Origin of the sequence: Paucibacter sp. B2R-40 (genome assembly GCF_025717555.1) — a bacterium.
Classification (GTDB): Bacteria; Pseudomonadota; Gammaproteobacteria; order Burkholderiales; family Burkholderiaceae_C; genus Paucibacter_A.
Genome location: NZ_JAJIRP010000006.1, coordinates 201269 through 216342, shown reverse-complemented (window position 1 = coordinate 216342; position 15074 = coordinate 201269). Strand labels below are relative to the sequence as shown.

At 62.4% G+C, this 15074-nt stretch carries 8 protein-coding genes; 3 read left to right on the top strand and 5 right to left on the bottom strand.

Translation table 11 applies throughout. The features are described 5' to 3' along the window. Nucleotides 1-32 precede the first annotated feature (32 nt). The 3 genes from LNV09_RS14060 to LNV09_RS14050 all read right to left on the bottom strand — a co-directional run bounded on the left by LNV09_RS14060 (nt 33) and on the right by LNV09_RS14050 (nt 5921). Nucleotides 33-2540 carry a M9 family metallopeptidase gene (locus tag LNV09_RS14060; protein WP_263557696.1) on the bottom strand — a complete coding sequence of 836 codons (2508 nt, stop codon included), beginning with the start codon at nt 2538-2540 and terminating at the stop codon, nt 33-35. A gap of 295 nt (nt 2541-2835) precedes the next feature. Continuing rightward, on the bottom strand, nt 2836-4788 hold the full coding sequence (locus LNV09_RS14055) for a PEP-CTERM sorting domain-containing protein (protein WP_263557695.1): 1953 nt from the start codon (nt 4786-4788) through the stop codon (nt 2836-2838). Nucleotides 4789-4841: 53 nt separating this feature from the next. Further along, nucleotides 4842-5921 carry a PEP-CTERM sorting domain-containing protein gene (locus LNV09_RS14050; protein ID WP_263557694.1) on the bottom strand — a complete coding sequence of 360 codons (1080 nt, stop codon included), beginning with the start codon at nt 5919-5921 and terminating at the stop codon, nt 4842-4844. A gap of 168 nt (nt 5922-6089) precedes the next feature. Here LNV09_RS14050 and LNV09_RS14045 point away from each other — a divergent pair, with 168 nt between their 5' ends. Then, complete coding sequence (locus LNV09_RS14045) at nt 6090-9608, top strand: ATP-binding protein (RefSeq protein ID WP_263557693.1); 3519 nt, start codon at nt 6090-6092, stop codon at nt 9606-9608. Here LNV09_RS14045 and LNV09_RS14040 read toward each other — a convergent pair. Continuing rightward, entirely contained in the window at nt 9605-10120 is a 516-nt protein-coding gene (locus tag LNV09_RS14040) for a DUF1993 domain-containing protein (RefSeq protein WP_263557692.1), read from the bottom strand. The two genes, LNV09_RS14045 and LNV09_RS14040, sit on opposite strands and share 4 nt — an antisense overlap. Before the next feature lie 124 nt (nt 10121-10244). Between LNV09_RS14040 and clpB the strand changes: the two genes are divergently transcribed. Further along, complete coding sequence (gene clpB, locus LNV09_RS14035) at nt 10245-12851, top strand: ATP-dependent chaperone ClpB (protein WP_263557691.1); 2607 nt, start codon at nt 10245-10247, stop codon at nt 12849-12851. Nucleotides 12852-12992: 141 nt separating this feature from the next. Beyond that, nucleotides 12993-13721, top strand: coding sequence for a GNAT family N-acetyltransferase (locus tag LNV09_RS14030; protein ID WP_263557690.1), 729 nt, complete (start codon nt 12993-12995; stop codon nt 13719-13721). A 21-nt stretch (nt 13722-13742) separates the two neighbouring features. Here the strand turns inward: LNV09_RS14030 and LNV09_RS14025 are convergent, their stop codons facing one another. Beyond that, nucleotides 13743-15053: a M16 family metallopeptidase gene (locus LNV09_RS14025; protein WP_263557689.1), complete on the bottom strand. Its 1311-nt coding sequence runs from the start codon at nt 15051-15053 to the stop codon at nt 13743-13745. Nucleotides 15054-15074 lie beyond the last annotated feature (21 nt).

Genomic DNA, 15074 nt, shown 5'->3' with positions numbered 1-15074 from the left:
GCTTTGGAGTTGATGCGCCGCCCTTGATGGATTTAATGGCTTGCTGATGTTTGGCCAGGGGCAACTTTTGACTTGCCAGGCTTGCTTGCTGCAGCAAAGGGCAACTCGCTGAACATGCCGCGCAAAGTGGCTTTGGTGAAGCCGCTGCGCGGGACCACGGTCACATAGCTCCAGCCACTGCTGCCGGTCGGCACCTTGACGGAAACCTTGCCGCCGCTGCTGCTGGCCATATCGCCGTAGTTGCTGGGGCTGGCCCAGCCGTCGGCGCGGACATAGATGTCGGCGCTGCCGCTCACGCCGCTGAGCGTGAAGATGCTTTGCGCCCAGGAACTGGAGGGGATGGCGAACTGCATCACCGAGCCCGGGGTCAAGCTGCGCGCGCAGCCATTGGCCAGCCGGTTGCTGGCGCTGAGATTGCATTCGCCCAAGGCATTTGGCGTTAGCAGCGGCAAGGTGCTGGCGCGCTGGCTCAGACAGGTGGAGCTCGCAATATCACCGCCGCCGACGCATTGGCTGAGCCAGTGGCTGAAGTCCGCGTCCAATGAGGTGCCAAGGGCCGAGATTTGCTCGCTGTAGGCGGCATAGTCGCCGGCCCGCATCTTGGGCAAGAAGGCGCCGTCCTGCTCAAGCTGGCGTTCCAGCATGTAGCGCACCGCCAGATAGCCCCAGTTATAGACGCGGGTCTGGCCGCTGGAGTAGGTGTTCCTCAGCAGCTCGCTCAAGGGCAGCGGCGCGGTCTGGGCACGTGAGGTCGCGTCGGCGTAGTAGGCGCGCCTGTAGCTGTAGGACACATATTCGGCCACACCCTCGATCCACCAAACGGCGGAGTTGGCGACGGCGCCGTCGCCCAGCTCCAGCGGGTAGTCGCCGAAATTGCCCCGCATGTTGTAGCGTCCGTCCAGGTAATGGGTAAATTCGTGGTTCAGATTCCAGATCTCGAATTCTCCCAACCAGTCAGCCCGGTGCGCCAGGAAGCGGGCTTGATTGCCGGGCTCGCTCGGGTAGCCCTCCAGATACATGCCGCCGTTATTGGTGTCGTTGCCGAACAGATAGCCGGAAAAGCGTTTGTATTGGTTGGCGCTGTCGAACACCACAAGCTCCAGCGTCTCATTGTGGTCGTCGGCAACCGGGTGCTCTGCATCGGTGCCCATCAAGGCGTGGAAGTAAGCCGTTTGATGGCTGATGCTGGCGCAGCTGCCGGCCAGCTGAGCCGGCGTCATCGCTTGCGCTCGTATCGTGTATTGGCTGCCGCAGGCATAGCGGATCGGCAGCTTCAGCTGCGCAACCGTCTCATAGCCATTGCAAGTGCCGTAGAGGCCGCAGTTGCTGGCATCGTATTGGTCGACCATGCTGGCCGCGCGCATCCAGACGTCAATGGTGTTGTCATCAGTGACCGGGAAATGCGCCATCTGGCTCAGCCCCAGGCTGCGGGTTGGGGCGCTCAAGGCAGGGTATTGCACAAAGCGCAAGAGCTCGCCCATGGCATTGGCGAGGTGGTAACTCTCGTTGCTGCCGAGCAGGCTGAGATTGCGGCTGAGGAAGGCGCTCAGGGTCTGCGCATAGCTGCCGTCGGCGGCCACTGCGGCGCGGTAGTCGGCCTGGTACTCGCCGTAATACAGCACATTCATCGCGCTCAAGATGGCGTCATTGGTCCAGTAGCCGATCTTGGTCGTGGCCGGCTGCACCTGATCGAGCCAGCGTTTGGCAGCCGGCGCGTAAGCGCGCGCGAAGCCCGATGAGACGGTTTTGAAGACCTCGCTGACGAAGTAGGCGTTGTCCTCGGTGCTGTCGTAAAAGCGCGGTGAGGCGATCAATTGTTTGAGCGCGCCGAGCGCTGTATTCATCATCACGCGGCTGCCGGCCGGGATGCCGTTGGCTGCGTCGCCATAGACCGATAGATAACTCCAATACCCCGCGGTGCGCAAAAAGGACAACAGATTCATCGCCTTGTTGCTGTTGTTGCCGGGGTACTGCTCGGCGCGTGCCTTCAGGGTCTTGGAGACGGTGATGATGTTGGCATCGCTGAAGACTGTGGCGTAGTCGGTGGCCGAGCCGTAGTAGAGCTGGTACATGCAGCCGCGCAGATCGGCGGCGTCGATGAAGGCGATCAAGGCGGCGCCGCTCTTGCCGACAAAGTCGGTGCCGCTGCAGGCCAGTGGAGCAGCGGCGCCGGCGGCGAGTTGCCGCATAGTGCTGCCGTTTTGCACCGCCAAAGCCGCCTGGGCCGAGGCCGGCAGGCTGCTCGCATCAGTGACTGTTGGCGCTTCGCCGATGCGCTGGCGTTGTGCGACGGCGTCGTCCGCGCGGCGCAAAGGCAACTGGGCCGGGTGCACGCCCAGGCGTGCGGCGTGGCTACCTGGGCGAGGCGCGCCGGGGTCATTCGGCAACAGGTTTTGGCGCTGCTGCGCCGCAATTGCGCTATGTGCTTGCTCGGTCGAGGGTGCCGCTTGGGCGTAGACACAGAGCAAGAGGGCGGCGCCGGTGGCGCTGAGCCATTGAGTTAGGAATTGGCCGCCTGGGGCCAGTTTTAGCGAAGACATTCAATTCTCCTGCGGGGCTTTTCGTGGGCTGGGGTGGAGCAGTTCACGAAGTCATGGACTTGGCGGTATGCCAGCTCATCCGTGCCGCATTAGAGAATGTTTTTTGTATGAATACTATAAATATATTTGATAAATATGGAAACTACTGATGGGGTTTTTGCGGAGCTGTGTCGAACTGACTCAGTCGACGCCATGCTCAATGTGGAGGGGCCTGGATTGCTCCAGGCCCCGCAACGATCATTGTTCGACAAGCCCGTTTGAGCGGCTTGTCAGCGCTCGGTCTCAGGCATTGAAATCAGGCATTGAGTTTTCTACGGCTGACCCATCCGACCCAGCCCAGGCCGGCCAGCAGCAGGGCGATAGAGGCCGGCTCGGGCACTGCCGTGACGCGCAGCGTGATGTTGTTGCTGGTGTAGTCCACTGAGAACTGGTCGGCGCTCAGCCCGTGCCAGCTGATGTTTTGGAAGCTGGAGTTGGCTTGGCGTTTGCCGTAGCTGGCGATGGTGTAGACATCCCCAAGATGCAGCTCGGTTCCGGGTGTTGCCCAGATCGACAACTCGCCGGCCCAGAGCGCATCATCGGTGACGACCAACTGGTCCGACTGGCCGGCGCTGGCGAGGTCGATGTGCAGCACACCATTGGCTGCAAGCGTGAGGTCGCCGGAGATGGTCAGCGTGCCTAAGGCGCCGTCGATTCCTGGGTCAATCGTGCCATTGTTGACGAGTGCATTGTTGACTGAACCCGTATCAACCCGTCCAGTTCCTTGAACAAGGCCTGCATTCGTGAATGAAGTTCTGAGCGTGCCTTTATCAGCGATTTGAACCGTCCCTTTGTTGCTGAAACCCTCTTCGTCAGCAAATGTGCCGGCTTCGATTCGGAGCACACCCGCGTTTTCGAAACCAAAGGCCCGGGTCACGCCGAGGCCATTGCGCACATAGCTTCCCTTGTTGATGAAGACACCGCCACCAAACACGCTGGAAGCACGCAGGCTCTTGTCGGAATCGCTCGCGTTGGAGCCGGTGCCGAGGTCGGTGAAGCTGGCGCTGTTGATGATGGAGCCCCCATGCGGGGTGCCACCGATCGTGCCGGTGCCGGCCGTCCAAGTGCTGTTGCCTTGCAAAGTCAGCGTGTGCTTGGCGCCCACATTTTGACCCTTGGAACCATCGAAAAAAGCGGCGCCGGTCACGGTGGTGAATCCGGTCGGGTAAGAGTCGCTGAGCCCGCCTCCTCCCAGAATTCCGGCCTTGAATTCAAGGCTCTTCACCGTGAGGTGGCCGGTACCCGCAATTTGTCCGCCGGACAGAACCAAGGTGTTGAGCGTGTTGGTGCTGTCGTTTCGGACCAAGCCGCCCAGGACGCTCACATCTCCATTCAATGTGGCCGTGTTTGTCAGGGCGACGTTGCTCCTGTCGAAACTCACCAGGCCTTGATTGTTGATGCTGCCGCTGACCGTCGCTGTGCTTTCGTAAAAAGACAGCTCGGTGCCCTTGCTGACTTGGATCTGGCCTGCTGAGCTGCCCGTGTCCCGCATTTGGAACGTACCGTTTTGAATTTGCACATTGCCTGCGTTCTCGAAGCCATAGGCTCGGGTCACGCCGAGGCCATCGCGCACAAAGCTGCCCTTGTTGATGAAGACCCCGCCACCAAACTCGCTGGCAGCACGCAGGCTCTTGTTCGAATTGGTCGCGTTGGAGCCGGTGCCGAGGTCGGTGAAGCTGGCGTTGTTGATGATGGAGCCACCATACGGGGTGCCACCGATCGAGCCCGTGCCGGCCGTCCAAGTGCTCTTGCCTTGCAAGCTCAGGGTGTGGTGGTTGGCTACCTCTTGGCTGCGGGAGCCGTCAAACACAGCGGCGCCGGTGATGGTGGTAAATCCGGTCGGGTAAGTGTCGGCGAGCCCGCCTCCGCCAAGAATCCCGGATCGAAAGTCGAGGCTGCCGCTTGTCAAAGAGCCATCACCCCAGAGCTGCCCTCCGCTCATTCGCAGGCTGCTGACCGCGCGTGTGGTGGACAGCCAACTCGCGCCGCCGGCCAACTCCACAGCGTCAGCCGCGCCCGGAACGCCGAGCAGCGTCCATTGATTGGCGTCTTCCCAATTGCCCCAATTGCCTTTCCAGAGATAGTCCACTGCACTGGCAGGCGTTTGCAGTGCTGCCAGCGCGAGGGCAACGCAGCTGAGTCTGAGTGCCGAACGCAGGTGCCGGCGTTTCGGTGATGCTGGTGCAAACTTGCGATCAATATTTTTCATGTCGATATTCCTAACGGGTGATGACAGCGGTCTGGTCTTTACTTTTTCGGGGGTCAAGCCAGCTCTGTGCGCTTGCTAGGGCTTTGCTTGCGCAGCCAGCTCAGCAGGCCCATACCGCCCAGCATCAGCGCCCAAGTGCTGGGCTCCGGAATTGCAGCGACGGCAATGGTGTCGGGGAAGTAGCCAGAAGTGGATGTGGTGACCGTTCCATCAATCCCGGTGAAACTGACCCCGATCGAGTGTGAAAAGTCAGCAACGAATGTTGGACGCTCGGCCAGCGGCGTGCTCGGCTGGAACCGGGTCATGACCTCCAGATAGGCCGTCCACTCGAAGCTGCCACCCGGCGCAAAATCCAGTGAAACGACGGTCGGGTTCTGGGCGTCGATATTGATATAGGGCGCCTGCGAGCCATCGAACCAAGGCGTGTACACCCGCCCAAGCCAAGCGTGGGTTGAAGCAATCCTGAGCGAGTCGATCTCCGCATTCAAGACCGACAGTTCCAGTGCAACCGCATCGGTATAGGGCAAGGCCCACAGTTCTTCCATGCGCGCCGCGCGACTGAAGTATCCCGGGCGATAGACGCTGATCCCAAAGTGATTCATTGACGAAAACTGGGAATCCAAGGCCGACATCTGCTCCGAGCTCAGCGATTGTTGAACTGCGCCGGTAATGGCGAAGTTGAAGCTGACTTTTTCATTTGCTTGCCAGTTGTGGGCCTGACCGGTGGCACTGTCTACGGCACCAAAAGAGTCGCCAAACTGGGCGGAGGCCCGGCTGTTGATTTGATCAGCGGTGCCGCCGGAGCGGGCCTTGAGTGAAGCTGTTCGCAGTGAGGCCTGGGCATAAGCACTCTCCACACCGTTGTAGCTGGTGTTGGCAGATATTGACGACTCTGTGGTCGCGCCTGTTGTATTTGTCTGGTAGAGCGCAGTCGTTGGCGGCGCGCCATAGATGTAGGAAACACTGCTTGCAGACATTGCACCGGCGGCGAGACAGTTCGCGCCGCAGAATGTCAAGCCGACGAGGATTTGCGCTTTCGCATTGAAAATCATGGTTCTCTCCCTGAATTGAGCCTGAGGCGGGGATCTGTGTAAGTCGAATGATTCGGCGCAATTTGCCGACGCTGGCAGCATCCAAGTTGCGCGGCTTGTTGGCTTGAACGCAGCATCTCCCGACCCGCGTTACTGACGCGTTACTGCTGCGCACTGTTCGTGTAAAGAGCCTGTGCTAACCTTCAAACAGGGGGGTGTCAGCGACGATGGCGCTTCGTTTGTGACGACTTTGTTGCAGAGGTTTGGCTGATGACGGCTCTTACAGCTCATGCTGTTGCACTGGATCGCTTGGACTTGCGGCTGTTGGGCCGGCCGAGGGTGTTGAGGCCGGGCTTGCCGGACCATTTATTGGAGCGGCGGGACGCGGCCCTGTTGGTGTTCTTGGCGCTGAGCGGCGCGGCCTCCCGCAAGCAGATGGCCCAAGCGCTGTGGCCCGATGTGAGCGAGCGCATGGCTTTGACCAATTTGCGCCAGCGCTTGTTTCGCTTCAAGCGCCGCTTGGCTGCGGATGTGTTTGCCGAGGGCGAGATGCTGGCGCTGCGGCCCGGGCTGCGTCATGACCTTGATGTAGGCGCCGAGCCGCAGTTATTGAGCGAAGAGGCGGTGCCGCTGGGCGGATTGAACTACCTGGACTGCGAGCCGCTGGCCGAGCGTGTGGAGCAAATGCAGCAGCAGTGGCTGAAGCAGCGGCGTAGCTGGGCGGCGCAGCAGGCCGAGGCGCTGGAGGCGCAAGGCCATTTGGCGCAGGCCTTGATTTGGGCGCAACACCTGACCCTCCATGAACCCAGCAGCGAACATGCGCATCGGCGCCTGATGCGCTTGCATTACCGGCGCGGCGATCGCACCGCCGCTTTGGCCGCTTACCGGGCTTGCCGGCAGCGTTTGCTGCAGGACTTGGGTGTGACGCCGGGGGCTGAGACCCGGGCTCTGGCCGAGATGATAGAGCGCAGCGAGGCCAGCGCGCCGGCCCTGCAAGCCGCGTCTGCCAGCCCGGCTGCGACGCCGGTTTTGCAGCCCTTGCCGGCGGGTGTGGCTGCAGGCTCCGCACCGCCCCGTCAGACGGTTTCTGCGGCGCCGCAGGCCCGCCCTGTCGCGCTGCCACCCGCGCTCGCGGCGGCGCTGTGGCGCCCTCCGCGCCTGATCGGCCGCGAGGCCGAATGGCAGGCCTTGGCCAGCGCCGCGCAGCGCGGGCAGCTGCTGCTGGTGCGCGGGGAGGCGGGCATGGGCAAGACGCGGCTGGCGCAGGACTTTTGCGCGAGCGCCGGGCCGGGGCTGGTGATCAAGGCCTCGGCGGCGGACGCAGCCACGCCCTATGCATTCTTGGCGCGTTGGCTGCAAGGGCTTTGGGAGCTTCTTGGCCCGGCGGCGGGCGACTTGCCGGGCTGGGCCTTGGCGGAGCTAGCCCGCATCCTGCCCGCGTTCGGTGAGGCCGCTGCAGCCCCCTTGCAGCCGCAGCGCTTGCAGGGCGCCTGTTCAGCCTTGCTGCAGGCCTGCCAAGGCGCTGCAACGCAGTGGCTTTTGCTGGATGACGTGCAGTGGATTGACCTGGCCTCGCTGGAGTGCTTGCTGCCGGTGCTGGCCAGTCCGGCCTTGCAGGTGGGGCCTGCGGCTGCGCTTTGTGTGCTGACGGCGCGCAATGACGAGGATTTGCCAGCGCCGCTGGCGCAGTGGCTGGCCCGAGAGCCTGACGGTCTGTTCGAGCTGACACTGGGCCCTTTGACGGAAGTGGCCGCGGCCGCCTTCGTGCTGTCACTTGACTTGCCTATGGCGGCGCTTGGCGCGCAGGAAGGTCGGCCTGTGGCTATGGCCCCAGACTGCGAGCAGCTGGCTAACTTGCAGCGTCTTACGGGCGGGCGGCCCTTGTTCATGCTGGAGATCTTGCGCGGCGCGGCGGGTCAACTGGCGCAGGCGGTGGCCGGGCAAACGACATTGGCGCCGCCGCTGCAGGCGTTGATTGCCAAGCGACTGGCCGTTTTGAGTGCGCCGGCGCTACGCCTGCTGCGGGTTGCGGCCTTGTTGGGTCCGCGCTTTCGCCTTGACTGGGTGGCTGCGGTACTGGGCCAGCATCCGGTTGATCTGGTGGACGCCTGGGCCGAGTTGCAGGCGGCGCAGTTCATGAGCGAGGACGGCTTTGCCTTCGATCTGGCCGCCGAAGTTGCTGCAGCTTCGGTGCCGCAGGCGCTGGCCTGTCTGTTGCATGCGGCCATTGCGCCGGTGCTGCAAGCGGGCGGCTCGGCTGCCGCCGTGGTGGCCATGCATTGGCAGCTAGCGCAGGCCTGGGCCTATGCCGCAGAGCAATGGCTGGCGGCTGCGCAGCAGGCGCGGCAGGCATCGCGCCGGGTTGAAGAGCTGAGCTTTATGGCGCGCGCCGAAGCCTGTCTGCAGCGGCAACAGGCCCCGCAGCCTCAGTTGTTTGAGGTGGCGTGCCTGGCGCTTCAAGCCGCCATGGTGGCGGAGCCGCCCGAGAAAGTGCATGGGCGGCTGGCCGCGCTCTTGACCCAGGCTCAGGGCGACAACCAGCGGCTGCGGGCCTTGCTGTTGTGTGGGCGGTACGAGGCTGTGGTGAGCGGTTTGGGCGGGCTTGACATCGGCGTCGAGGCGCTGGCTTTGGCGCGCTCGCTGGGCGATCGGGCGAGCGAGGCCTTGGCAGTCGCGTGGTTGGGCATTGCCTTGGTGTTCGCGCAGCGTGCCGAGGAGGGCTTGGGCTTGTTCGAGGGCCTCAAGGATTGGGTGCTGGCCCAGCCCGAGGCCCGGCTCAAACTCGATTTTTTTGGGGCCTACGGCTATGTGCTGCATGGCTGTGCGCGCTATCAGCAGGCGCTGGCGCCGCTGGCGCAGGCCGCGGCTTTGGCCGAAGGCATGGGGGACCTGAGCGAAGCGGCAGATCATCTGGGCAATCTTGCGGTTTGCCAGCAATTGCTGGGCCAAGGTGAGGCCAGCCTGCCCATCTACGAGCGCATCAAGTCGGTCTGGGAGCGAATGGGGCAGCCCGGGGGCGCGGGCAACGCCGGCAATTTGCTGCATGTGGCCTCAAGTTTGTTTTTGCGGGGGCGCTTTGCCGAGGCGCTTGAATTGCTGGATTGGTGTTTGAAGGAGTTTCGGCAGGGGCAGGCACCGGTCTGGACGGTGATTGCCGAGAACCGGCTGGCCCAAGCCTATTTGCGCCTAGGTCAATGGGCGCGGGCGCGCCAAGTGATGACAGCGCTGCCCGACGGTCTGCGGGTGGGCAACCGCATCGCTCGGCTGTGCCTGGAATGCAGGCTCGATGCACTGAACAGGCAAGACGTGCTGCCGCGTCTTTTGCAAGCGCAGGCGGCCTGGGATGGCGATACCGTGGACCTGATGGACCGCTGTATTCTGGAGCTGAACATCCTGCGCTACGAGAGCGCTGTGGCGGCGCTTGTGCGCTGTGATCGCTTGCAGGCCCTTGTTCCTGCCGAGCTTTTGTCCGTGCGGCTCAGCCTTGGCGCTTGGCGCGCGGATGCTTTGCGCCGCTTGGGGCGCGGGCAAGAGGCAGCGGGCCAGGCCGAACAGGTCTTGCGCTGGATCGAACAGGCCAAGCCGGTGGAGCTGGAGCTGGTGGAGTTGTGCTGGCTTGCGGCGCAGGCGCTGGCTGCAAGCAAGGCGTACGAGCCCGCAGCGCAGCAGGCACTTGCACAGGCCAGAGACTGGATCGAGCAAGCCAAGCCCTTCGTGCCGCCGGCTTTTTTGCCCAGCTTTCTTGAATCCAATCCTCATAACCGGCAGGTGCTTGCTGGGCAAGGCTAGCGCCAGCGATGCAACCCGTCGAAGTCTTCTTTGCTCAAGGCCACGCCTTGCTGGCGCAGGATGGCGTAGGCGCAGCTCAGGTGAAAGAAGAAGTTAGGCAGCGCGAATTGGCATAGAAAATCGGCCGCTGGCAGCCTGATCGTCGCGTGGCCGGCGTCGCTGCTGATGAGTTTGGCTTCGGCGCCCGCGAACTGCTCGGGTGTCAAGTCCATCAGCCAAGCTTGGTGAGCGTGGATCATGGCTTGCAGCCCGCGCAAGTCGGCTGAAAAGTCGCCAAACGCGGGCAACTCGCGGTCCAAGAGCGGCGCCAGGGCCCGCAGCACAAAGCCGCCGGCCACCTCGACCTGGGATCGCAGCGGCAACATATCGGGCGCCAAACGAGCGCTGAGCAAGTCGGCTTCTGAAATTGGGCCGGCCTGAACCCGCGTTTGAGCTAAATCAAGCATTGCACTCAATTGCCCGAGATAGCGTTGAAAAACCGGCACCGAGGCCGCATAAAGGTTCAAGCTCATAGTTAAGAAGCACGGGTTGAAATTTGACTCGCATTGTCAAGGCAAGCCTTGTTTTTTTGCCCGTCTTGAAATCAGCCAAGCTTTACCTCATCTGCTCGTCTAGCTCTAACCGGAGGAATGATTCATGCGCCCCGATAAATTCACCACGCGTTTTCAAGAAGCCCTGGCCGAGGCGCAGAGTTCGGCCATCAACCGCAGCAACCCCTATATCGAGCCGGCCCACCTCTTGGTGGCGATGCTCGCCCAAGAAGATGGTCCTAAGGCTTTGTTGGAGCGCGGTGGCGTCAAGACCGCTGCGCTGAAGACGGCGCTTGATGCGATCGTCAGCGGCTTGCCGCAGGTGCAAGGCGAGGGCCAGCAAGTGGGTGCCGGGCGCGACTTGGTGCAACTGCTGCAAGCGGCCGAGAAAGAGGCCTCCAAGCGCGGCGACCATTTCATCGCCAGCGAGATGTTCCTGCTGGCGCTCAGCGACGCCAAGACCGATCTGGCCGGCATCGCGCGTGGCCATGGCCTGAACCGCAAGGCGCTCGAAACTGCGATCGAGGCGGTGCGCGGTGGCCAAAAAGTCGACAGCCAGGAGTCTGAAGGCAACCGCGAGGCCTTGAAGAAATACACGCTGGATCTGACCGAGCGCGCACGCGCCGGCAAGCTCGACCCTGTGATCGGGCGCGATGACGAGATTCGCCGCTCGATCCAGGTGCTGCAGCGCCGCACCAAGAACAACCCGGTCTTGATCGGCGAGCCCGGTGTGGGCAAGACCGCCATCGTCGAAGGTCTGGCGCAGCGCATCGTCAACGGCGAGGTGCCCGATTCGCTCAAAAACAAGCGCATCCTGGTGCTGGACATGGCCCTGCTATTGGCCGGTGCCAAATACCGTGGAGATTTCGAGGAACGTCTGAAGTCGGTCTTGAAAGAAGTGGCGCAAGACGAAGGCCAGACGATCCTGTTCATCGACGAAATCCACACCATGGTCGGCGCGGGCAAGGCCGAGGGCGCGATCGATGCCGGCAATATGCTCAAGCCTGCTTTGGCGCGCGGCGAGCTGCATTGCATCGGTGCGACCACGCTGGACGAATACCGCAAATACGTGGAGAAAGACGCGGCGCTGGAGCGGCGCTTCCAGAAGGTGCTGGTCGACGAGCCCAGCGTCGAGGCGACGATTGCGATCCTGCGCGGCTTGCAGGAAAAGTATGAGGTTCACCATGGCGTGGAGATCACCGACCCGGCCATCATTGCCGCGGCCGAGCTGAGCCACCGCTACATCACCGACCGTTTCCTGCCCGACAAGGCCATCGATCTGATCGACGAGGCGGCGGCCAAGATCAAGATCGAGATCGACTCCAAACCCGAGGTGATGGACAAGCTCGATAGACGCATGATCCAGCTCAAGATCGAGCGCGAGGCGGTGCGGCGCGAGAAGGACGAAGGCTCGATCAAGCGCTTTGATCTGATCGAGGTCGAGCTGCTCAAGCTGCAGCGCGAGTACAACGATCTGGAAGAAATCTGGCTGGCCGAGAAGGCGCAGGCGCAGGGCTCGGCCCATGTGAAGGAAGAGATCGACCAGATCCGCCAGCAGATCGAGGAATGGAAGCGCAAAGGCGACTTCAACAAGGTCGCCGAGCTGCAATATGGCCGCTTGCCTGAACTGGAAACCAAGCTCAAGGATGCGCAGGCCAAGGAAGCCGGTAAGTCAGGCAAGAACGCCGCTCCAGGTGCGCGGCCCAGCCTTTTGCGCACCATGGTCGGCGCCGAAGAAATCGCTGAAGTAGTGGCGCGCTCGACCGGCATTCCGGTCTCCAAGCTGCTGCAAGGCGAGCGCGACAAGCTCTTACAAATGGAAGGCAAGTTGCATCAGCGCGTGGTCGGCCAGGACGAGGCGATCACGGCGGTGGCCGATGCAATTCGGCGTTCGCGTGCGGGCTTGAGCGACCCGAATCGGCCGCTGGGCTCCTTCTTGTTTCTCGGCCCCACCGGCGTCGGCAAGACCGAGTTGTGCAAGGCGCTGGCCGGCTTTTTGTTCGACAGCGAAGAGCACCTGATTCGCATGGACATGAGCGAGTTCATGGAAAAACATTCGGTGTCACGCCTGATCGGCGCGCCGCCGGGCTATGTGGGCTACGACGAAGGCGGCTATCTGACCGAGGCGGTGCGGCGCAAGCCCTATAGCGTGCTGCTGCTGGACGAAGTCGAGAAGGCGCATCCGGATGTCTTCAACGTGCTGCTCCAGGTCTTGGACGATGGCCGCCTGACCGACGGGCAGGGCCGCACGGTGGACTTCAAGAACACCGTGATCGTGATGACCAGTAACCTCGGATCTCAGCAGATCATGGGCCTGGTCGGTGAGCCTGCCGAGGTGATCCGCGAAGCGGTCTGGGGCGAGGTGAAGGCGCATTTCAGACCCGAGTTCTTGAACCGCATCGACGAGACGGTGATCTTCCATGCGCTCGATGCCAAGAACATCGCGGCCATCGCCAAGATCCAATTGAAGATTCTCGAATCCAGGCTGGAGAAACTGGAGATGAAGCTGGACGTGAGCGACGAGGCGATCGCCGAGTTGGCCAAGGTCGGTTTTGATCCGGTGTTTGGCGCGCGGCCGCTCAAGCGCGCGATCCAGCAGCGGGTCGAGAATCCGCTGTCCAAGCTGATTCTGGAAGGCAAGTTCGGACCCAAGGATGTGATCCCGGTCGACGTGCTGGACGGGCAGTTCCACTTTGGGCGGGTGGTGCACTGAGGAAGCTTGCACTTCATACGGTTCCAAGACGGCCCCGTGAAGGGGCCGTCCCTTGGCTCACCGTGTCTTATGCGCTCTGATAATGGGGGATTGGATCAATCAATCCCCCATTCAAAAGGGCGTTCAGCGCCCGTCACGCCTATGTTCCCTCCGGTTATTGAATCTTTTTGGCAAAGCCAATTCCTGTCAGAGACAGCGGCTTTCGACAGTGAACGCCTGAGCGTTCACATCAATCCTGAACTGGAAGAGTCGCGCCGGCTTGTCTTGCTGGAACGCATTGAGGGCAAGCTGATGGTGGCCATGAAGCCAGCGTTGGCGCAGCAGATTGGCTTGTTGTCACAAACCCAGAACTTGACGCCGGAAAGCTTGCGGCTGAACTTGCAGGCCGCCGGCATTGCCTTGCACGGGGCAGATCATGTTTTCCATTTCAGCGAAGCGGTATTTGCGGCCTTGTTGGCTGAGCCTCAGGCGGATCACATCCGTCCATTGAATGCTAGCGATGAAAAGCTGTTTGCCGAATTCCAGTCGCAGGCAAGTGAGCAGGATTTGGATGATGCTTGGGTCGAGCTGGATCACTGGGCGGTGTTTGGCGCCTTTGATGCGAAAGGCAAGCTGATGTGCGCGGCCAGCATGTACCCCTGGGACGGCGCGCCAATCACGGACATCGGTGTTTTGACCTTGCCTGCCTTTCGCGGCCAAGGCCAAGCGCGCCGGGTCGTGCGGGCCATTTGTCGCCATGCAGCTCAAGCCGGGTTTCAAACTCAATATCGCTGCCAACTGGACAACGCGGCCTCGATTGCCCTGGCCCAGGCCGCCGGTTTGAGTTTGTATGGCAATTGGGATGTGATCGCGCAGGACGAGGAAGCCTAGTTCAAGCCGGCCAGCTCGGGATCAGGAAAACAGCGCTTCGGCGGAGTCCCTTGCGCGTTGCGGCACGCTGCCTGCCAAGGCAATGGCCGGGCTTGAGCGGCCGGGCTGGAGCAGCTGCTCGAACACCGCCTGTACCTGCGCGCCCGTGACCGCTTGCAGTTGCGCCATCGCCTCTTGGGGCTCGCGCAGCCGGCCGAAGTTGAACAGCTCTTGCGCGGCGGCTTCCATGCGCCGCGCCGGCTGCTCCAGCGCCCGCAGCCCGCGCACTTGCAACTGCTTGCGCGCACGCGCCAGCGCGACCTTGTTCAGCGGCCCGTCGGCCTGACGCTGCAGCAATTGCTGCACCGCTTTTAAGAACTCCTCGGCCTGGGCCGGTGCGGTCGCGCCCTCGATCAAAAACTGGCCGTAGAGCGGCAGGATGTCGGCTGAGCAGGCGACGTGATAGGCCAGCCCGCGGCGCTCGCGGATCTCGTCCAGCAGCGGCGAGCTCATGCCCTCGCCCAGCAGGGCAGCGGCCAGCACATGGGGCAGATGCCGGCGGCTCTTGTACTCGCCCAGGCTTGGCGCTTCAAAACCCAGCATCAGCTGACATTGGCCGCTGCCCGCCATACGCCTGGTCTTCATGCCGCCTTGCCAGAGCGGCGCGCTCAGCGCATTCGGCTGACCCTCAGGCATGGCGCCGAAGAACTGCTCAACCAGCCGCGAAAACGCCTCCCCGTCCACCGGCCCGGCCACGGCCACCACCACATTGCTGGCGGTGTACTGGGCCTGGACGTAGGCCAGCAGCTCATCGCGGCTGAAACGCAGGATATTGGCTCGCGTGCCGATGATGGGTCGCCCAGCGGCATGGCGCTGGCCATAGCACGCGCGGTCCAGCAACTGGAAGACGACGCTGCTGGGGTCGTCCTCGAACTCGTTGAACTCTTGCTCGATCACGCGCCGCTCTCGTTCCAGCTCATCGGCCGGAAAGTTGCTGTTCAGCACAATGTCGGCCAGCCAGGCCACAAAGGCCGGCAAGTCGGCGGGTAAGCCTTCGATGTGAAAAGCGGTGTGGTCTTTGTCGGTGTGTGCATTGACCTCGGCGCCCATGGCCTCGGCGTCGAGGTTGATGCGCTGGCAATCACGGCTTGCCGTGCCCTTGAAGGCCATATGCTCGACGACATGGCTGATGCCGTTCTGCCGGGAGCTCTCATCAAGGCTGCCGGTGCGTATGAAGACGCTCAGGCTGACCGTTTGGCGCCAGGGCATAGGAATCACGACGGTGCGCAGGCCGTTTGGCAGCGTTTCGAATTGGGCGTTGTGGCTGGGGTGGAAGGCGGTCAAATTGTTCAAAATGGTCTGTGTTAATCAGTC